This is a genomic window from Shinella yambaruensis (assembly GCF_050859155.1).
Lineage (GTDB): Bacteria > Pseudomonadota > Alphaproteobacteria > Rhizobiales > Rhizobiaceae > Shinella > Shinella yambaruensis.
In genome coordinates, this window is sequence record NZ_CP150638.1 from 164,776 (window position 1) to 183,385 (window position 18,610).

Genomic DNA, 18,610 nt, shown 5'->3' on the forward strand with positions numbered 1-18,610 from the left:
GACCGGCCCGGCCGGCGCCGCGGAGAATGAAGGACGATACTGGTGCACAAGCCGCTCACCAAACAGAACCGCTTCGACGCTGCCCGGCCGGAGGCCGGCATGCTGGAGCTTGGCGTCTGCTACTATCCGGAGCAGTGGCCGCGGGAGAAATGGGACGAGGACGCCCGCCGCATGGTGGAGCTGGGCCTTGCCTGGGTGCGCATCGGCGAGTTCTCCTGGTCTCAGATCGAGCCGCAGGCCGGCGTCTTCCATTGGGAATGGCTGGACGAGGCGATCGAGGTGCTCGGCTGCGCCGGCCTCAAGGTCATCCTCGGCACGCCGACGGCCGCCCCGCCGAAATGGCTGGTCGACCGTTATCCGGATATCCTGCCGGTCGATGCGCGCGGCGTGGTGCGCAAGTTCGGCGCACGCCGGCACTATTGTTTCTCCAGCCGCCGCTACCGGCTGGAGGCGGCCCGCATCACCGAGGCCATGGCGCGCCGCTATGGCGAAAACCCCTTCGTGCATGCCTGGCAGACGGACAACGAATACGGCGACCATGACACGATCCACAGCTATTCCGACGAGGCGAAGCTGGCCTTCCGGCAATGGCTCGCCGCGCGCTACGGCACGGTCGAGGCGATGAACCGCGCCTGGGGCACGACCTTCTGGAGCATGCACTACAACACGTTCGACGAGGTGGACCTGCCGAACAACCTCGTGGAAGAGCCGACGCCGACCCATCTCGTCGATTATTTCCGCTTCTCTTCTGACCAGGTGAAGACTTTCAACAAGGCACAGGTGGACCTCATCCGGCAGCATTCGCCGGGCCGTCCGGTCACGCACAATTTCATGTCGCAGAACACCGACTTCGACCATTACAAGGTCGGCGAGGATATCGATATCGCCTCCTGGGATGTCTATCCGATGGGCGGGCTGATCAACGGCCGCCTCGGCGCGGAGGAGAAGGCGCGGTATCTGCGCGTCGGCGATCCCGACCAGCCTGCCTTCAACCACGACCTCTACCGCGCCGTCGGCCGCGGCCGGGTCTGGGTGATGGAACAGCAGCCGGGCCCGGTCAACTGGGCGGCGCACAATCAGTCGCCGGCAGACGGCATGGTGCGGCTGTGGACCTGGCTCGCCTATGCGCATGGCGTCGACATGGTTTCCTATTTCCGCTGGCGCCAGGCGCCCTTCGCGCAGGAGCAGTTCCATGCCGGTCTGCTGCTGCCGAACAGCGAGGTGGACCAGGGCTATCTCGAGGTGGCGCAGGTTGCCGAGGAGATGGCGTGGCTGCCGAAGGGCGAGGTGCGGGAAAAGGCCGACGTCGCGATCCTGCTCGATTACGAATCGCGTTTCGCCACCAGCGCCCTGCCGCAGGGGCGCGGCTACGCCGCCTCGGCCATCGCGCTCGACTGGTATTCCGCCGTCGCGCGCCTTGGCGTGGATGTCGATTTCATCGGCCAGCATTCCGATCTCTCAGGCTACGGCCTCGTGCTGGCGCCCGACCTCGTCATCCCGGATGCCGCCTTCCTTGCCCGGCTGAAGGTGTCGAAGGCCAAGGTCCTGTTCGGTCCGCGCAGCGGCAGCAAGACGCACGACATGCACATCCCCGCCGACCTGCCGCCCGGCCCGCTTGCCGAGCTCCTCGATTTCCGCGTGACGCGCGTCGAGTCCCTGCCGGACTACCACAGCGAGCCGGTGCTCTACGGCAATGCGAGCCACCCGGTGACCGGCTGGCGGGAGCTCATCCGCACGAACGAGACGGTGCTGGCCACCTTCGAGGGCGAGCATCGTCCCGGCTCCCCGGCGGTCATCGGCAATGATCGCGCGCGCTATGTCGGCACGCTGCCGCGCGGCGAATTCCTGGCGAAGCTGATGGGCGACACGCTCGGCTGGGCCGGCGTCGGGAGCCTGCCCGATCTCGGCGACGTCAGGATCGCCCGCCGCGGCCGGCTGCGCTTCGCCTTCAACTATGGCAGCACCCCCGCCGCCGTGCCGGCCGGCGCGGAGGCGACCTTCCTCGTCGGCGACCGGCAGCTTGCGCCCGTCGACGTGGCGATCTGGACGGAAGGCGGCCGCTAGGGCAATCCCGGCAAGAGTGCGAAGCGGTCCCGCGTCCGCAATCGCGCCGAAACGCTCCTGGCCGCGTCGGGGCGTCCCCTTCGTCCGGTCCCTCCGTCCCTCCCTGGGGAGAAGGACCGGATGAAGGGTTGCTTTGTTGCGTTTGCTGGTAAGAGCGGAAAAATTATCCGGCTCCCGTTTCCGCCTGGGGCTGCACCGGCCGGTGTGTCGTCTTGTTCCAGAAGAAGGGATTGTGGCGCAGCTCCCCCACGGCGCGCCAGGCGGCGACCGACAGCAGCAGCCAGTAGACGGGCGTCATCACCCAGTGCCTGCCCACTGCGGCCTGTTCCCTGTCCGTCATGCCGCCTCGCCCGAGTGCGATGAAAACCGCGTAGCTGCCGAAGATGTTGACGATGTCGATGGCAAAGAGGGTGAATTCGAGCGGTCCCACCATGAAGGCGGATTGGGAGAACAGCGACCAGGTGATGAGGCCGAGATAGGCGAGGATCAGCGGATGGGCGAGCGAGGAGAGGATGAGCCCGCCGATCAGCACCTGGAAGACGACGCTCGGCCAGAGGCCCATCTCCGAGACGAGGCGCGAGGGATGGCGCATCAGCACCAGCCAGGTCTGCAGCCAGCCCTTGAACCAGCGCGTGCGCTGGCCGAGCCAGGCGTCACGCCCCACGGGCGCTTCCTCGTAGGTCGGCCGGGTGAGCGTGCCGCAGCGATAGCCGAGCCTGTAGAGCCGGAGCCCGAGATCGGCATCCTCCGTGACATTGTAGGGGTCCCATCCGCCGGCCTGCTGGAGCACGCGCGTGCGAAAATGGTTGGACGTGCCGCCGAGCGGCATGGGCAGGCGCGCGGCGGCAAGGTGCGGCAGCAGCACGCGGAAAAGGCCGGCATATTCGAGCGCGAAGAGCGCGCTGAGCCAGCCTTCCCGTGCATTGGTGACGACGAGCGGCGCCTGGAGGCAGGCGATATCCGGCGGGCCGGCCTCGAAGGTCCGCCACGCCTCTTCCAGCTGCATGGGATCGACCCGGTCTTCCGCGTCGTAGATCACCAGGTAGTCGCCGCGCGCGGCGCCGAGCGCATAGGTGAGCGCCTTCGGCTTGGTGCGCGGCCGGCCGGGCGGCACTTCGACGATCTCGTACTGCCGGCCGAGGCGGGTGAGGGCGAGCGCATCGAGCGTTTCCTGGTCGTCCGCCTCGCAGATCAGCTTGATATCGAGCCGGGCCGCCGGCCATTCGATCCGGTTCAGGGTGTCGATGAGTTGCGGCACGACGGCCGCTTCCCGGTAGAGCGCGACGAAGATGGAATAGGTCGGGCGCGGCCGGGGCGGCGGGGACGGCACCAGCGCCCGGCGCTCCCGCCGCCATTTGGCGATGAGGGCGATCAGGCGGATCAGGAAACTGCCGAGGAACAGCAGGCTCAGCACGATGTGCAATGCCAGCGCGGCCAGCACGGGGGCGGCGACGGCCAGCACGAGGAGGAGCGTCACGGCGACGCCGGTATAAAAGCCCTGCCGCCCGCGCAGCGTGATGCGGGCGCTCGCCTCCGGCATGGTCGCGTGGAGGTCGTCCACCGTGTCGCGCAGCCGCCGGTGCCGGCCGGCCTGCCAGAGCGCGGCCCTCAGGGCCGAGGGCGTGGTCGCCGCCATCATGGTGCGCAAGCCAGGCGACTGTGCCAGCCGCTCGCCCAGATAGCCGAGCCGCTCGGCACTCGGCACGATCGCCGTCGTCGGCGGACGGGAAGGATGGCGCAGCCGCACCACGGTCGGATCGACAAGCTGTGTATCGGCATCGGGAAGATCCTCGACCTCGGCCGGATCCAGACGGTCGAGGAAGGGGATGTCCAAGAGTTCGGCCAGCGCCTCGTAATAGATGTCTTCCGAAATCGAACCGCTCGCCAAAAGCTCCGTTTCCAGCGACGTGCCGTGCTGGTTGGCACGCACCAGCATGGTCGAGATGAGGGGTTTGGGCAGGCCGAGGCGCCGGAAGAGCCGGGCTTCCGTCATCAGGCGGGACGGCACGGTGTCGTCGCGGGGTGGCGGCAGCTGTGCCGGCAGGATGCCGATTGCGGTAGCGAAACCGATGTCGTCGGGATATTCTGCCAGTCGCATGCAGCCACCGCAGCCGCGCAGGCGGCTGCACCCCTTTTAAACCCCAAGTTGATTGTAATGCGGCACACCGGAAATTCACCTCTTAAAATTTATGGGCTTTTTGCGCTTTGTCTGTTGATGGCGGCGGCCAAGCCCCTGGGCGTCGCGGCACAGGAGCGCGCGCCGGTCGACCTGCCGATCCTGTTCGACACGCGCGAGCGCATCGGGCGGCCCGATCTGTCGGGCATCGTGCGGCTGCGCTTCCTGACCACGGTGGATTTCCCGCCGTTCAACTTCATCGACCAGACCGGCAAGCTCGCCGGCTTCCATGTCGACCTGGTGCGGGAGATCTGCCGGGAGCTGGCACTCACCGAAAAATGCCAGATCCAGGCTGTGACCTTCCCGGAGCTGGAAAAGGCGCTGGTCGACGGCAATGGCGAGGCGGTCGCCGCGGGCGTCGCCGTCACCGCGGAGCTGCGCAAGCGCTTCCTCTTCTCGCGCCCCTTCATGCGCCTGCCGGCCCGCTTTGCGGTGACGAAGAAGGCGCCGCCCGCCGGCGAGACCGCGGCGGCGCTCGATGGCAAGCGGGTCGGCGTCGTTGCGGCGAGCGCGCATGAGGCGATGCTGAAGGCCTTTTTCCCGCGCGTGCAGGCGGAGGCCTTTCCCGATCGTGCCGCCCTGCTGGCGAGCCTCAAGGACGGCAAGGTGGAGGCGGTCTTCGGGGATGGCATGCAGCTCGCCTTCTGGACGAGCGGCTCGGAATCGGCCGGCTGCTGCCGCCTGTTCGACGGCCCCTACCTGTCGGAGCGGTTCCTCGGCGAGGGGCTGACCATCATGTTCCGCAAGGAGGACGCGACGATCACCGGCGCGATCGACCATGCGCTGCTGGCGCTCTCGCGCAGCGGCCGCCTGCAGGAGATCTATCTGCGCTATTTCCCGGTCAATCTCTACGGCGGCTGATGCGCCCTACTGGCTGGCCCAGATGATGCGGGCGATCCAGTCGACGTCGTCGATGTCGAAATTGCGGTTCGGATGCTCGGGATTGAGCGAGACGAGCTCGATCGTGCGCGGCGTCTGGCGATGCAGCACCTTGGCCATGACCTCGCCCTCGCGGGTCTTGACCACGACCCGGTCGCCGCGGCGCACCTGCGCCCCCGGCTCGACAATCAGCACGTCGCCGTCGCGGTAGAGCGGCAGCATGCTGTCGCCCTGCACCTCCAGCGCATAGACGCCGGGCTTGCGGTCCGGCGAGGCGGGAAACTCCACCACGTCCCAGCCTTGGCCGGCGGGAAAGCCGCCGTCGTCGAAGAAGCCGCCGGCACCGGCCTGGGCGAAGCCGAGCAGGGGAATGGCGCCGGTCTGCGGCGGAAAGGCGCCCTGCGGCAGGGCGGCGTCGCGTGCCGGGTCGGCCAGCATGAAGAATTCGTCGATCGAGGCGCCGGTCGCGTCGAGCACCTTGGCGATCGATTCCGTCGATGGCCAGCGCTGGCGGCCGTCCGCGCCCTGCCGCTTCGATTTGTTGAAGGACGTCGGGTCGAGCCCGGCGCGGCGGGCAAGGCCGGACGGCGAGAGCCGGTTGCGCTCGGCAAGGGCGTCGATCGCTGCCCAGATCCGGTCGTGGGAGAACATGCTGAAAAACCCTGCCAAGGCAACGGGCCGGCCAGTGCCGGTCCGACTGGCCGGAAGCATATCCAAGGACGGTTTCCGAGTAAAGAAAAAAGGATTATTTTCCTGTATGCTTTCCAGGCAGGTTTTCCGCCGCCCGGCGGCGTGCCACCACGCTCTCGCGCCACACGGTGAAGATGCCGGCCCCGACGACGATGGCCGAGCCGAGCACCATGTTGAGGTTCAACGTTTCGCCGAAGATGCCGACGCCGATGATCGCCGCCAGCACGACCTGGAGATAGGTGAGCGGCTGCACGGCGGCGGCATCGAGCAGATCGTAGGCGCGGATCAGGAAATAGTGGCTCGACATGCCGGTGATGCAGAGCAGGCCCATCCACAGCCAGTCACCCGGGGTAAGGTTCATCCAGAAGAAGGGGCCGACGAGGGAAATCGCCGCCGCGCCGGCCACGCCGATATAGAAGAAGCTCGTCGAGGCGGTGTCGTCCCGGCTGACGAGGCGGGTCGCGATGACATAGACCGCGAACATGAGCGCGGAAACCAGCGGCAGCAGGACGCCCGTGTCGAAGCCGCCGCCGCCCGGGTTGAGAATGATCAGGACGCCGCAGAGCCCGACGCTGATCGCCGTCCAGCGCCGCCAGCCGACCCTTTCGCCGAGCAGCGGCATGGACAGGAGCGCGACGAAGATCGGCCCCGACGCCAGGATCGCCTGCGAATGGGCAAGGCCGACCGTGGTGAAGGCAGTGATGGTGACGACGATCTGGCAGGCGAGGAGCACGCCGCGCAGGATCTGCAGCGCCGGCCGTTTCGTCGCCGCCGCCACCCTCAGTCCGCCCGGGCTGCGCGCGCCCAGCGCCATCGCGAAGGCGCCGAAGGCCCAGAAGCGCAGCATGGCGATGAAAACCGGCGGATAGAGGCTGCCGAGATGTTTCGAGATCGCGTCCTGCAGGCTGAAGATCAGGATGGCAAGTAGGGTGAAGAGGTAGCCGGTGCGTTTGGAGTCCATGGCTCGCGCATATACCTGTGCGGCCCCGCTTGCACGCCGAAACTTGCCGGCGCAGCGGACTTTTCGCGGCAGGATTCACGGCGGTGGGAAAAATTTCCTCCCCCCGTGATTTTCTGCCTCTTTCGCTGCATCGAGCGGCGCGCTATCAAGGCGGAGCGCGGCGTTTCCGCGCCTTCGAGGCCCATTCCGTGCAAAAGACCGTCTCTTCCGGCATTCTGCTGACGTCCTTCGCCTATTTCATGTTCTCCTTGCAGGATGCGACCGTCAAATGGCTCGTCGCGGCCTTGCCGGTCTGGCAGATCCTGTTCGTGCGCAGCTTGACGATCTTCGCACTCTGTCTTGCCTTCGGCGGGCGCCCGCTTCTGCAAAGCGCGCGTCGCTCGCCGGTGCTGAAGCCGCTCTTCCTGCGCAACCTGCTGCTGCTCGCCGCCTGGCTGTCCTACTACACCGCCGCGCGCGATCTCGGCCTTGCCGAGCTGACGACGCTCTACTATGCCTCGCCGGTCGTCATGACGATCCTCTCCGTGCCGATCCTCGGCGAGAAGGTGCCGGGATACCGGTGGTTCGCGGTGGTGATCGGTTTCGTCGGCGTGGTCGTCGCCTGCGGGGTGGCGGCCGAGGGCCTGCGGCTTTCGCTGCCCGTCTATCTCGCCCTGCAGGCCGCCATCTTCTGGGCGATCGCGACGGTGCTCTTGCGCAAGACGGCGCTGCACGAGCGCACGCAGGTGCAGGTGACCATATCGAGCGGCTTCTTCCTCCTCTTCACCGCCGTCGCGCTGCCCTTCGTCTGGCAGCCGGTCGCGCTGCTCGACCTGGCGTTGATGGCGGGAACCGGGGTGATTGCCGGCCTGGGGCAGTTCGCGATGTTCGAGGGCATGCGCCGGGCGCCGGTTTCCGTGCTCGCACCCTTCGAATATTCCTCGCTCGTCTGGGCTTTCGTGCTCGGCTATCTCATCTGGAGCGACGTGCCCGGCTCGAATGTCTTCGTCGGCGCCACGCTGATCTTTTCCGCCGGCATGGTGATCATCGCCAGCGAACGGTTCGCCGGGCGCTTCCGGGCCCGGATTTGACCTCTTAAGTAACGAAACAACCAAAAGAATTCCGTTTTCATCACACTGGTTGGTTGCAAGCGGTCATGACAACGATATTGTCGCCGTCCTGTGGACGGCTTGAACCGGGGGAGTAGATGCCGATTTCGAACGCCGCCTTCGTGCGCTCGACAGTTATCCTGCTGATTGCAGGCATGCTTGCCTTGCTTGGCATCGTCGGCACGTCGCTCTGGCTCGTCAGCAAGGTGCAGGGCTATTTTGCCGGCTTCATCGAGGTGCGCGAGGCGCGCAGTGCCGCCGCCGATCTCCTGTCCATCCTGAAGGATGCCGAAACGGGCCAGCGCGGTTTCATCATAACAGGCGACACGGCATTCCGGGCCCCTTATGACGATGCGCTGCGCGGCGTCGCCGAACAGGAAAAGGTCTTCCTCGAGAAGGCGATGCGCCTTCCCGCATATGCCGAGCGGGCGACGCGGGTCGGCACCCTCGTCGAGCAGAAGCTGGCGGAGCTTGCCGGAACCGTCAGCCTTATGGAGCAGGGCCGCCAGGCGGAAGCGATCGAGGAGGTCAAGACCGATCGCGGCCGGGTCCTCATGGATGAGCTTCGCGTCGAAATCGGCTCCATCATGGACGATGCGGACCGGAGCCTGGAGGAAAGCGTCGTCGATACGCTCCGGTCCGCCAGCGCGCTGCAATGGACGACGGTGATCGGCGCCATCGCCATCATCGGCGTGCTCGGCGGCGCGGCCGCCGTCATCATGCAATATACCCGCGACATCATCGTCGCCCGCCGCGAGGTCGAGACGCTGAACGCCACGCTGGAAAGGCGGGTGGACGAGCGCACCGAGGAACTGATCCGCGCCAACCAGGAGGTGCAGCGCTTCGCCTATATCGTGACGCACGACCTGCGCGCGCCGCTCGTCAACATCATGGGCTTCACCAGCGAACTGCAGGCCTCGCTCGCCGCCATCCAGAGCTATGTGCTGGCCGACGGCAAGGCGCCGAGCGAAGGCGACATTCTCGAGGCGCGCCGCGCGGCTTCGGAGGACCTGCCCGAGGCGATCGGCTTCATCCGCTCCTCCACCAAGAAGATGGACGGCCTCATCAATGCCATCCTGAAAATTTCGCGCGACGGACGGCGGGAGCTCAGGATCGAGCGCGTGGACGTCAAGGCGCTGGTCGAGGCGGGCGCGGCGGCCGTGGGGCATCAGGTCGGCGAATCCGACGGCGAGGTCACTATCGACGACAAGCTGCCGACCGTCATTTCCGACCGGCTGTCGCTGGAGCAGGTCTTCGGCAACCTCTTCGACAACGCCATCAAGTACCGCTCGCCGGACCGGCCGCTGCGCATCTACGTCACCGCGAAGAATGGCGGGCGCGCCGGTTTCGTCATCGAGTTCACCGACAATGGCCGCGGCATCGCGCCCGAAGATCACGAACGGGTCTTCGAACTGTTCCGCCGCTCGGGCACCCAGGACAAGCCCGGCGAAGGCATCGGCCTTGCGCATGTGCGTTCACTGATGCGCAATCTTGGCGGTGATATCGTCGTCCGATCCGAACTCGGGCAGGGGACGACATTCGTGCTTCGTCTGCCGCCCGACCTCAGCAAAGTAGTCAGGAGTATGCAGGCATGAACGGTCTGGGCAAGGAAGTCACCATCGTCATGATCGAGGACGACGAGGGCCATGCGCGCCTCATCGAGAAGAACATCCGCCGCGCCGGCGTGCACAACGAGGTCGTGCCCTTCACCAATGGCACGGAGGCGCTCGATTTCGTGCTCGGCAAGGATCGGTCGGGCCTTGCCAGCGCCGGCAAGTTCCTGCTGATCCTGCTCGATCTCAACCTGCCGGACATGTCCGGCATCGATATCCTCCAGCGCATCAAGACCAATGTCCACACCAAGCGCCTGCCGGTCGTCATCCTGACGACGACGGACGACGAGCGGGAGATCCAGCGCTGCTACGATCTTGGCGCCAACGTCTACATCACCAAGCCGGTGGAATACGAGAGCTTCGCCCATGCGATCCGCCAGCTCGGCCTGTTCTTCTCCGTGATCCAGATTCCCGAGACGCAGTAAATGAAGGAAGGCGCCGCCCGCATCCTCTATATCGACGACGATCCGATCCTGGCGCGGCTCGCCGAGCGCGCGCTCGGCCGTCTCGGCTACGCGGTGCTGCATGCCGAGGACGTGGAGCACGGCCGCGCGCTTTTCGCCGAAGGTGGTTTCGATGCCGTCGTGCTCGACCATTTCCTGCAATCCGGCACCGGCCTTTCCTTCCTGAGGGAGCTGGTCGATGCGCCGGGTGCGGTGCCGGTCGTCTATGTGACGGGGTCCAACGACGCCCAGGTCGCCGTCGAGGCGCTGAAGGCGGGCGCGGCCGACTATGTCATCAAGTCGGTCGGCGAGGATTTCATGCCGCTTTTGGCCAATGCGCTCGGCCAGGCACTGGAAAATGCCGAGCTGAAGCGTGCGAAGCTCAGGGCCGAGCAGGAGATCCGCGCCGCCAAGGAACGGGCAGAGGTGCTGCTGGCCGAGGTGAATCACCGGGTCGGCAATTCGCTGGCGCTCGCCGCCGCCCTCATTCGCCTCCAGATGTCGAGCGCGTCCGACGAGGCGGTGAAGGAAGCGCTCTCCGAGACACAGGCCCGCATCACGGCCATCGCCGGCATCCATCGCCGGCTCTATACGTCGGAGGATGTGCGCCATGTCGACATGGGCGCCTATCTCTCGACGCTGCTGTCCGAGCTCGACACGTCGATGAAGGGCCAGGGCCGCAATGTGCGGCTCAACCGCATGCTGGAGCCGTTGCACGTGCCGACCGACAGGGCCGTCTCGCTCGGCGTCATCGTCACGGAGCTCGTCACCAATGCCTTCAAATACGCCTATGGCGAGACCGGCGGCGAGGTGCGGGTCGGCTTCACCCGGCTTGACCCTGAAACCGCGCTGCTCTTCGTCGAGGACGACGGCATCGGCTGGCGCGGCGAGGGCCCGGTGCGCGGTACCGGCCTCGGCTCCAAGATCATCGGCGCCATGGCGTCGAGCCTCGGCGCGAAGCTCGCCTATGCCAGCCGCACCGTCGGCACGCGTGCCGAACTGCTGGTGCGCATGGCCGATGCCGCGCGGCAGGCGTAGCGCGGAACACCGGACGGCAAAAGACCCGGAGGCTGGGCTCCGGGCCTTTCGCTCAAAGGTCTGTGCCGGGGACGCTTACTTGCAGACCTTGATCTTCTTGAAGATGACATTGCCGTAGTAGTCGTAGGCCTTGACCTTCTTGATGAAGCAGTGCGGCTTGTAGCCGTAGCTGTAATAGCCGGCCTGCGAGGGGGCGGCGAAGGAGATGGCGGCAACGGCGGCGATGGCGGCGGAAACGATGATCTTGCGCATGGGGTCTCTCCTGATCTCTCTTTGGGGATGAGCCTCTCTCATCCGGTGATCAGAAGATCGCATAGCGCCCCGCCGCGCGCTGTTCCTCAGGAAACAGTAAAAAATGTCCCATCCCCGGAGCCGATATGCGCATCCGGTTCAGGTGGCTGCGGGCGCTGTACGCTTGCGGGATTTGCGGGGCGGCTTGGGCTCCGACTCGACCGGCTCCTGTTGCAGGCGCAGGGCGCGCAGCCGGGCGGTCTTCTTGTCCCGCGCGGTCGCTTCGGCGGCGATGATGGTGCGCGCCGTCTGGTCGGTCGCCGCCGCCTTGTCCTGCGCGGAAAGCTTGACGGGATTGAAGAATTTTTCCTTGGTTGCGGTCATGACCTCTCCTTTCTGGATCGTCAGGGCAGTTCCGGCAAAGGGCGAAGCGGTTTGCGTTCGCGATTGCGTAGAAGCAACTGCTCTAGCGGGTCGGACGCACCGCGCGCTTGGGCGCGGGCAGCAGACCTTCGCGCTGCAATTTCTTGCGGGCAAGCTTGCGCTGGCGGCGCACGGCTTCTGCCTTCTCGCGGACCCGCTTCTCGGACGGCTTCTCGTAGGCGCTGCGCGCTTTCATTTCGCGAAAGAGACCTTCGCGCTGCATCTTCTTCTTCAGTACGCGGAGCGCCTGGTCGACATTGTTGTCTCTGACGAGAACCTGCACGATATGTCCTTTCTCTCGCGGCTTGCGCCGCACTGGGGGGTGGACGATGTCGCCACAGCGTCATCGACCTGCGCGGGATGGTTTTAAGGCACCGCGCCCGCGCAACGCGTTCGGCCCGTGATCGCAAAGCGGCCGCAGGCTCCGCGGCGTCATTTTCCGATGCGGATGCTCGACGGCTTCAGCCAGGGGCCGCCCTTGCCGGCAGCCGTCGTCCCCGCCTTGCGCGCCGCGGGAGCGGCGGTCTCGTCGGCATCGATGTCGCTATGGACGACGCGCCGCTCGAAATTCTCGTTGTCGAGCCGCACGCGATACTGGGCTTCGCCATGGTCGGCCGGCAGGACGCCGACGATCCGGCACGTCCGCGCGCCCGTTGCCGTGCGGGACAGGCCGGCCTTCAGAACGACATGGTCGCCGACGGCATGGGTTTTCCGGCTCATGACCTTCTCCTTCGGGGCTATGGAAACAAAAAGGCCGGGCGTGACCCCGACCTCTTCCCGTCATTCGAACGCTCCGCCGCCAGTACATCCGTGGTCGGCGGGCAGAATGACAATCTTATGCGGCGCGAAGGTTGTCGGCCGAATTCTTGCCGGACTTGCGGTCGCGGACAATTTCGTAGCTGACCTTCTGGCCCTCGGCGAGCGAGCCGAGGCCCGAACGCTCGACAGCCGAGATGTGGACGAACACATCCGTCGCGCCGTCGTCAGGCTGAATGAAGCCGAAACCCTTGGTGCTATTGAACCACTTTACGGTACCTGAATTCATAACGATATCCTTTCCATCGCTAGTGTAACCGGACGATACATTGTCCGTTTTGATCGATCTTGAAAGGAAATCTGACAGAGCTGGTTAGCTCGAAGACAAAGGTCGCAAGCAGTTTTCGATATGTTCTATATAAAGTTTATTTCGGAAAGTGCAATGGTCGGTGGGAATTTTTCTGGAATCACATCGGAGAAAAGGCCAAAAAGCGCAATGATTTCCTGATTTTTCTCGAAATTAATTTACGGGTCGAGCCGTTTTATTTTTCGTGGATCGGGAGATGGAATTGACGGTGCCAAACGAAAAAAGGGCGGCGCCAAGCCACCCTTTCTTATCCGTGAGGCTCGTTCAGGCCGCCTTCTTGGCCTCCGGTGCGAAGCGGCTGTAGAAGGTTTCGCCCTTGGCGGCCATGTCCTTCAGCAGCGGCGTCGGCTGGAAGTGGCTGCCATACTTGGCGGCGAGTTTTTCGCACAGCGCCACGAAGGCCTTCACGCCCATCCCGTCGATATAGGACAGCGTGCCGCCGGTATAGGGCGCAAAGCCGAAGCCGAGGATGGAGCCGACATCGGCCTCGCGCGGATCGGTGACGATGCCCTCCTCCATGGTGCGCGCGGCCTCCAGCGCGATGGTGACGAGCAGGCGCTCCTTCAGCACCGTCACGTCGACATCCTCGGGCTTTTCCTGCGGGTAGAGGTCCTTCAGCCCAGGCCAAAGCTTCTTCTTGGCCGGCTTCGGCGGATAGTCGTAGAAACCCTTGCCGGCCTTGCGGCCAAGGCGGCCTTCGCCTTCCACCAGCTTGGTCACCAGGTCCATATGGCGCGGATCGACCGATTGCGGCCCGAGATCGGCAATGGAGGCCTTGAAGATCTTGTAGGAGAGATCGACGGCGACCTCGTCGTTGAGCGACAGCGGCCCGACCGGCATGCCGGCCATCTTGGCGGCGTTCTCGATCATCGCCGCCGGCACGCCTTCGATCAGCATGTCATAGGCTTCGGCCATGTAGCGGAAGACGCAGCGGTTGACGTAGAAGCCGCGCGTGTCGTTGACGACGATCGGCGTCTTCTTGATGGCCGCGACGTAATCGAGCGCGGTGGCAAGCGCGCGGTCGCCCGTCTCCTTGCCGAGGATGACCTCCACCAACATCATCTTGTCGACCGGCGAGAAGAAGTGGATGCCGATGAACTGCTCCGGGCGCCGGGAATTCTTCGCAAGCCCGGTGATCGGCAGGGTCGAGGTGTTGGAGGCGAAGATCGCGTCCTCGCGCAGCACCGCCTCGATCTTCTCGGTCACGTCCTTCTTGACATTGCGGTCCTCGAAGACGGCCTCGATCACGAGGTCCGCATCGGCAAGCGCGGCATAGTCGGGTGTCGGCGTGATGAGGGAGAGCAGCGTCTCGCCGTCCTCCTTCGTCATGCGGCCCTTGCCGATCGCGCCGGTGACGAGCCCCTGCGAGACAGCCTTGCCCTTGTCGGCGGCCTCCTGGTCGCGGTCGACCAGCACGACCGGAATGCCGGCGGCGGCCGTCACATAGGCGATGGAGGCGCCCATGAAGCCGGCACCGACGACGGCGACCTTCTTCAATTCCGCCTTCGGCTGGCCGGCCGGGCGGCGGGCGCCCTTGCCGAGCTCTTGCATGGAGATGAACAGCGACCGGATCATGGAGAAGGCTTCGGTCGTCTGGAGGATGTGGGTGAAATAGCGCTGCTCGATCCTCAGCCCCGTCTCGAAGGGCACCTGCAGGCCTTCATAGACGCATTTGAGGATGGCGAGCGCACCCGGATAGTTGCCGGCGGTCTCGCGGCGCAGGATGGCGGGCGCGGCGGGCCAGAGCTGCGCCGCGGCCGGCGTCCAGATGCCGCCGCCGGGGGCCTTGAAGCCTTTTTCATCCCAGGGCTGGACGGGTTTCAGGCCGTCCTTGATCATCTGCCTGGCGGCGGGGATGAGTTGGTCGGGCTCCACGACCTGATGCACGAGGTTCATCGCCTTGGCGCGCGCCGCGGTCAGCGAGGAGCCGGTGGTCATCATCTGCAGCGCATCCTGCGCATTGGCGAGGCGCGGCACGCGCTGGGTGCCGCCGGCGCCCGGGAAGATGCCGACCTTCACCTCGGGCAGCGCGATCTTGACCGACTTGGCATTCGAGGCGACGCGGCCGTGGCAGGCGAGCGACATCTCGAAGGCTCCGCCCATGCAGGTGCCGTTGATGGCGGCGACCCAGGGCTTGCCCGAGGTTTCCAGCTTGCGGAACAGCCAGGTCATGCGCCCGGTGGCTTCGAACAGCTTTTCGACGGCGGTAGCCGGATCCTTCGCCTGAGCGTCCTTCAGGAGGTCGAAGCTCGCCTGGATCATCGAAAGATCGGCGCCGCCGGAGAAGGAGGATTTGCCCGAGGTGATGACGACGCCCTTGACCGCGCCATCCGCCACGACCTGATCGATGATCCTGTCGAGCTCGTCCATCACTTCGATGGTGAAGACGTTCATCGACTTTTCCGGCATGTCCCAGGTGACCAGCGCAATGCCGTCGGCGTCGGTCTCGATGGTGAAATTCTTGTAGCTCATGATGGGATTCCTCTTCCCTGAAATCTCTCTGGCGAGGCGACTGTTGCCCCTCATCCGCCTGCCGGCACCTTCTCCCCGTGAACGGGAAGAAGGGATTTGCCGCGCCGTCGCCGGTCCCCTTCGCCTCGCTTGCGGGGAGAGGGCGCGCCGAGCGCAGCGGAGGCGGGGTGAAGGGCTTTCATGCGCACGCCCTCTAGACCCGTTCGATGATCGTCGCCGTGCCCATGCCGGCGCCGATGCAGAGCGTGACGAGGGCGGTGTTGAGGTCGCGGCGCTCCAGCTCGTCGAGCACCGTGCCGAGAATCATCGCGCCGGTGGCGCCGAGCGGATGGCCCATGGCGATGGCCCCGCCGTTGACGTTGATCTTGTCGTGCGGGATGTCGAAGGCCTGCATATAACGCAGCACCACGGCGGCGAAGGCTTCGTTCAGCTCGAAGAGATCGATGTCGGAAAGCTGCATGCCGGTGCGGGCGAGCAGCTTCTCCGTGACGTCGACGGGGCCGGTCAGCATAAGCGCCGGATCGGAGCCGATATTGGCGAAGGCCTTTATGCGCCCGCGCGCCTTCCTGCCGAGGATCGCGCCGCCTTCCTTCGAGCCGAGCAGGACGGCGGCGGCGCCGTCGACGATGCCGGAGGAGTTGCCGGCATGGTGGACGTAGTTGATGCCCTCGATTTCCGGATGGGCCTGGATGGCGACGGCTTCGAAGCCGCCCATCTCGCCGGGCATCTGGAAGGACGGCTGGAGCTGCGCGAGCGCCTGCATGTCCGTGCCGGGGCGCATGTGCTCGTCATGGGCGAGGATGGTGAGACCGTTGATATCCTTCACCGGCACGACGGAATTCTTGAAATAGCCGTTCTGCCAGGCGTGCGCCGCGCGCTTCTGGCTCTCGACGGCATAGGCGTCGACGTCGTCGCGGGAAAAGCCGTACTTGGTGGCGATGAGGTCTGCCGAGACGCCCTGCGGCATGAAATAGGCCGGGAAGTTGACGGAGGGATCCATGAACCAGGAGCCGCCCGACATGCCGAGGCCGACGCGCGACATGCTCTCGACGCCGCCGGCGATGACGATGTCGTCCGCCCCTTGCGCGATCTTCGCCGCGCCGAAATTCACGGCGTCGAGGCCGGAGGCGCAGAAGCGCGAGATCTGCATGCCCGGCGCGCGGGTCGAATAGCCCGCCTCGAAGGCGGCGGCCTTCGGGATCACCGAGCCGGCATCCATGACCGGATCGACGCAGCCCATGACGATGTCGTCGACCTTGGCGGTGTCGAGCCCGTTGCGGTCGCGCACCGCCTCCAGCACCTTGGCGGCAAGGCGCACGGACGGCACTTCGTGCAGCGAGCCGTCCTTCTTGCCGCGCCCGCGCGGGGTGCGCACATGATCGTAGATGAAGACGTCGGTCATTGGTCTCTTCTCCCTGGCGGCGCCGTGGCGCCCTGTCGTTCGAAACTGTCGCGGGGATTTGCGCTGACGGCAACCCCCTCTCGCCTGCCGGCCATCCTCTCCCTCGCACAGGGAAGAAGAATCGCAGGGCCGTTTTCCGTTCCACGCCGGTACGGCGGTGAAGCCCGCTCCTTTGCGGGAAGGCGTGTCAGAACGCCTCGGCCGGAAGCTCCATCATCGTGTCGGCGCCGGCCTCGATGCGGGCCTTGCGCAGCGCGGTTTCCGGCATCAGGCGCTCCATGAAGAATTTCGCGGTGACCAGCTTGTTCTTCAAGAAGTCCTCGCGCTTGCCCGCGCCGGCCGCAAGGCCATCCTCGGCGGCCTTGGCGATCTTCGCCCACATGTAGCCGATGACGACGAGGCCGAAGAGGTGCATGTAGTCGGTCGAGCCGGCGCCGGCATTGTCGGGCTTGGCCATGGCGTTCTGCATGAACCACATGGTGGACGCCTGGAGGTCGTTCAAGCCCTTCTTCAGGTGCTTGGTGAAATAGGCGAGCTTCTCGTCCCCCCGGTTCTCCTCGCAGAAATCGCCGATCTCCTTGAAGAGGGCCATGACGGCGCGCCCGCCGTTCAGCCCGAGCTTGCGGCCGACGAGGTCGAGCGCCTGGATGCCGTTGGCGCCCTCGTAGATCATGGCGATGCGCGCATCGCGCACATACTGGCTCATGCCGTGCTCTTCGATATAGCCGTGGCCGCCGAAGACCTGCTGGGCCATGACGGCGTGGTCGAAACCCTTGTCGGTCAGCACGCCCTTGAGGATCGGCGTCATCAGGCCGAGGATGTCGTCGGCGGCCTGGCGTTCCTTCTCGTCGGCAGCGCGGTGGGCGATGTCGGATTTCAGCGCCGTCCAGAGCGTGAAGGCGCGGCCGCCCTCGGTCCAGGCCTTGATGGTCATCAGGGCGCGGCGGATGTCGGGGTGGACGATCAGCGGATCGGCCTTGCCGGCGGGGTTCTTCGCACCGGAGAGCGAGCGGCCCTGCAGGCGCTCGCGGGCGTAGTCGGCGGCGTTCTGGTAGGCGATTTCGGCGATCGACAGGCCCTGGAGGCCGACGCCGAGACGGGCCTCGTTCATCATCACGAACATGGCGTTGAGGCCCTTGTTCTCCGCCCCGATGAGGTAGCCGGTCGCCTCGTCATAGTTCATGACGCAGGTGGCGTTGCCGTGGATACCCATCTTGTGCTCGATGGCACCGCAGGAAACCGTGTTGCGCGCGCCCGGCGTGCCGTCTTCCTCGAGCAGGAATTTCGGCACGATGAAGAGCGAGATGCCCTTGGTGCCTTCCGGCGCGCCCTCGATGCGGGCGAGCACCAGGTGCACGATGTTCTCCGACATGTCGTGCTCACCGGCGGAGATGAAGATCTTCTGGCCGGAAATCCTGTAGGAGCCGTCGGCCTGCGGCACGGCCTTGGTGCGCAGAAGCCCGAGATCGGTGCCGCAATGGGGCTCCGTCAGGTTCATGGTGCCGGTCCAGACGCCTTCCACCATCTTCGGAAGATACGCGGCCTTCTGCTCCTCGGAGCCGTGCACGAGGATCGCGGCGATCGCGCCCTGCGTCAGGCCCGGATACATGGTGAGCGCCATGTTGGCCGAGGACATGTACTCGCCGACGGCGGTGTGCAGCACGTAGGGAAGGCCCTGGCCGCCGAATTCCTCGGGCACCGCAAGGCCGATCCAGCCGCCCTGGCGATAGAGATCATAGGCCTGCTTGAAGCCCTTCGGCACCGTGACCGTTGCATCGTCGTGGCGCTTGCAGCCTTCCTGGTCGCCGGAAAGGTTGACCGGGAACAGCACTTCTTCCGCCACCTTCGCCGCCTCGCTGGCAATCGCTTCCAGCATGTCGCCCGTCGCGTCGGCGAAGCCGGGCAGGTTGTTGTACCGCTCCAGCGCCAGAACGTCGTTCAGGATGAAAAGCGTGTCATTCACGGGGGCCTTGTAGGTCGGCATGCTCGGATTCCTCACCTGTCCTG

General features: G+C 65.6%; 17 protein-coding genes. 6 read left to right on the top strand and 11 right to left on the bottom strand.

Annotated features, from left to right (window positions below; all coding sequences use genetic code 11):
• Positions 1-42: 42 nt before the first annotated feature.
• Positions 43-2,064, top strand: coding sequence for a beta-galactosidase (locus tag WMC41_RS00855; protein WP_432346719.1), 2,022 nt, complete (start codon positions 43-45; stop codon positions 2,062-2,064).
• Positions 2,065-2,227: 163 nt separating this feature from the next.
• Here WMC41_RS00855 and WMC41_RS00860 read toward each other — a convergent pair whose 3' ends face one another.
• Complete coding sequence (locus tag WMC41_RS00860; RefSeq protein WP_432346721.1) at positions 2,228-4,162, bottom strand: glycosyltransferase family 2 protein; 1,935 nt, start codon at positions 4,160-4,162, stop codon at positions 2,228-2,230.
• A 57-nt stretch (positions 4,163-4,219) separates the two neighbouring features.
• On the opposite strand from WMC41_RS00860, the gene WMC41_RS00865 reads away from it, so the two are divergent.
• Entirely contained in the window at positions 4,220-5,101 is an 882-nt protein-coding gene (locus WMC41_RS00865; RefSeq protein WP_432346723.1) for a transporter substrate-binding domain-containing protein, read from the top strand.
• Between the two features lie 6 nt (positions 5,102-5,107).
• Here WMC41_RS00865 and WMC41_RS00870 read toward each other — a convergent pair whose 3' ends face one another.
• Together WMC41_RS00870 and WMC41_RS00875 are read right to left on the bottom strand one after the other, a co-directional pair.
• Positions 5,108-5,770, bottom strand: coding sequence for a S24 family peptidase (locus WMC41_RS00870; protein WP_272804296.1), 663 nt, complete (start codon positions 5,768-5,770; stop codon positions 5,108-5,110).
• 94 nt (positions 5,771-5,864) lie between these two features.
• A complete protein-coding gene (locus WMC41_RS00875; RefSeq protein ID WP_288078232.1) occupies positions 5,865-6,770 on the bottom strand; it encodes a DMT family transporter in 906 nt (301 codons plus the stop codon).
• Between the two features lie 188 nt (positions 6,771-6,958).
• Here WMC41_RS00875 and WMC41_RS00880 point away from each other — a divergent pair, with 188 nt between their 5' ends.
• The 4 genes from WMC41_RS00880 to WMC41_RS00895 all read left to right on the top strand — a co-directional run bounded on the left by WMC41_RS00880 (position 6,959) and on the right by WMC41_RS00895 (position 10,952).
• Positions 6,959-7,840, top strand: coding sequence for a DMT family transporter (locus WMC41_RS00880; RefSeq protein ID WP_244767368.1), 882 nt, complete (start codon positions 6,959-6,961; stop codon positions 7,838-7,840).
• Between the two features lie 116 nt (positions 7,841-7,956).
• Positions 7,957-9,453: a sensor histidine kinase gene (locus tag WMC41_RS00885; protein WP_432346726.1), complete on the top strand. Its 1,497-nt coding sequence runs from the start codon at positions 7,957-7,959 to the stop codon at positions 9,451-9,453.
• Positions 9,450-9,896, top strand: a complete 447-nt coding sequence (locus WMC41_RS00890) for a response regulator (protein ID WP_272804299.1) — start codon at positions 9,450-9,452, stop codon at positions 9,894-9,896. Before WMC41_RS00885 ends, WMC41_RS00890 begins: the two co-directional genes overlap by 4 nt.
• Complete coding sequence (locus WMC41_RS00895) at positions 9,897-10,952, top strand: sensor histidine kinase (protein WP_432346729.1); 1,056 nt, start codon at positions 9,897-9,899, stop codon at positions 10,950-10,952.
• Between the two features lie 75 nt (positions 10,953-11,027).
• On the opposite strand, the gene WMC41_RS00900 is transcribed toward WMC41_RS00895, so the two are convergent.
• The 8 genes from WMC41_RS00900 to WMC41_RS00935 form a co-directional block, all read right to left on the bottom strand.
• The gene (locus tag WMC41_RS00900) at positions 11,028-11,204 is read right to left on the bottom strand and encodes a hypothetical protein (RefSeq protein ID WP_272804301.1); all 177 of its coding nucleotides are present in this window, start codon (positions 11,202-11,204) and stop codon (positions 11,028-11,030) included.
• A gap of 138 nt (positions 11,205-11,342) precedes the next feature.
• Positions 11,343-11,567 (bottom strand): hypothetical protein, encoded by a 225-nt coding sequence (locus WMC41_RS00905; protein ID WP_432346731.1) that lies wholly within the window; start codon positions 11,565-11,567, stop codon positions 11,343-11,345.
• A gap of 82 nt (positions 11,568-11,649) precedes the next feature.
• Complete coding sequence (gene rpsU / locus WMC41_RS00910; RefSeq protein WP_432346733.1) at positions 11,650-11,889, bottom strand: 30S ribosomal protein S21; 240 nt, start codon at positions 11,887-11,889, stop codon at positions 11,650-11,652.
• A gap of 149 nt (positions 11,890-12,038) precedes the next feature.
• Positions 12,039-12,326 (bottom strand): cold-shock protein, encoded by a 288-nt coding sequence (locus tag WMC41_RS00915; RefSeq protein WP_432346735.1) that lies wholly within the window; start codon positions 12,324-12,326, stop codon positions 12,039-12,041.
• Positions 12,327-12,441: 115 nt separating this feature from the next.
• On the bottom strand, positions 12,442-12,651 hold the full coding sequence (locus WMC41_RS00920) for a cold-shock protein (protein WP_244767375.1): 210 nt from the start codon (positions 12,649-12,651) through the stop codon (positions 12,442-12,444).
• Between the two features lie 342 nt (positions 12,652-12,993).
• Positions 12,994-15,204 carry an FAD-dependent oxidoreductase gene (locus WMC41_RS00925; RefSeq protein WP_432348413.1) on the bottom strand — a complete coding sequence of 737 codons (2,211 nt, stop codon included), beginning with the start codon at positions 15,202-15,204 and terminating at the stop codon, positions 12,994-12,996.
• A gap of 190 nt (positions 15,205-15,394) precedes the next feature.
• Positions 15,395-16,603, bottom strand: a complete 1,209-nt coding sequence (locus WMC41_RS00930; RefSeq protein WP_244767376.1) for an acetyl-CoA C-acetyltransferase — start codon at positions 16,601-16,603, stop codon at positions 15,395-15,397.
• 187 nt (positions 16,604-16,790) lie between these two features.
• Positions 16,791-18,587 (bottom strand): acyl-CoA dehydrogenase C-terminal domain-containing protein, encoded by a 1,797-nt coding sequence (locus WMC41_RS00935; protein WP_244767378.1) that lies wholly within the window; start codon positions 18,585-18,587, stop codon positions 16,791-16,793.
• Positions 18,588-18,610 lie beyond the last annotated feature (23 nt).

Bases quoted from the DNA above. Each gene is read 5' to 3' on its own strand.
- WMC41_RS00860 (WP_432346721.1), bottom strand. From the start codon at position 4,162: ATGCGACTGGCAGAATATCCCGACGACATCGGTTTCGCTACCGCAATC.
- WMC41_RS00865 (WP_432346723.1), top strand. From the start codon at position 4,220: ATGCGGCACACCGGAAATTCACCTCTTAAAATTTATGGGCTTTTTGCG.
- WMC41_RS00870 (WP_272804296.1), bottom strand. From the start codon at position 5,770: ATGTTCTCCCACGACCGGATCTGGGCAGCGATCGACGCCCTTGCCGAG.
- WMC41_RS00875 (WP_288078232.1), bottom strand. From the start codon at position 6,770: ATGGACTCCAAACGCACCGGCTACCTCTTCACCCTACTTGCCATCCTG.
- WMC41_RS00885 (WP_432346726.1), top strand. From the start codon at position 7,957: ATGCCGATTTCGAACGCCGCCTTCGTGCGCTCGACAGTTATCCTGCTG.
- WMC41_RS00890 (WP_272804299.1), top strand. From the start codon at position 9,450: ATGAACGGTCTGGGCAAGGAAGTCACCATCGTCATGATCGAGGACGAC.
- WMC41_RS00895 (WP_432346729.1), top strand. From the start codon at position 9,897: ATGAAGGAAGGCGCCGCCCGCATCCTCTATATCGACGACGATCCGATC.
- WMC41_RS00900 (WP_272804301.1), bottom strand. From the start codon at position 11,204: ATGCGCAAGATCATCGTTTCCGCCGCCATCGCCGCCGTTGCCGCCATC.
- WMC41_RS00905 (WP_432346731.1), bottom strand. From the start codon at position 11,567: ATGACCGCAACCAAGGAAAAATTCTTCAATCCCGTCAAGCTTTCCGCG.
- WMC41_RS00915 (WP_432346735.1), bottom strand. From the start codon at position 12,326: ATGAGCCGGAAAACCCATGCCGTCGGCGACCATGTCGTTCTGAAGGCC.
- WMC41_RS00920 (WP_244767375.1), bottom strand. From the start codon at position 12,651: ATGAATTCAGGTACCGTAAAGTGGTTCAATAGCACCAAGGGTTTCGGC.
- WMC41_RS00930 (WP_244767376.1), bottom strand. From the start codon at position 16,603: ATGACCGACGTCTTCATCTACGATCATGTGCGCACCCCGCGCGGGCGC.
- WMC41_RS00935 (WP_244767378.1), bottom strand. From the start codon at position 18,587: ATGCCGACCTACAAGGCCCCCGTGAATGACACGCTTTTCATCCTGAAC.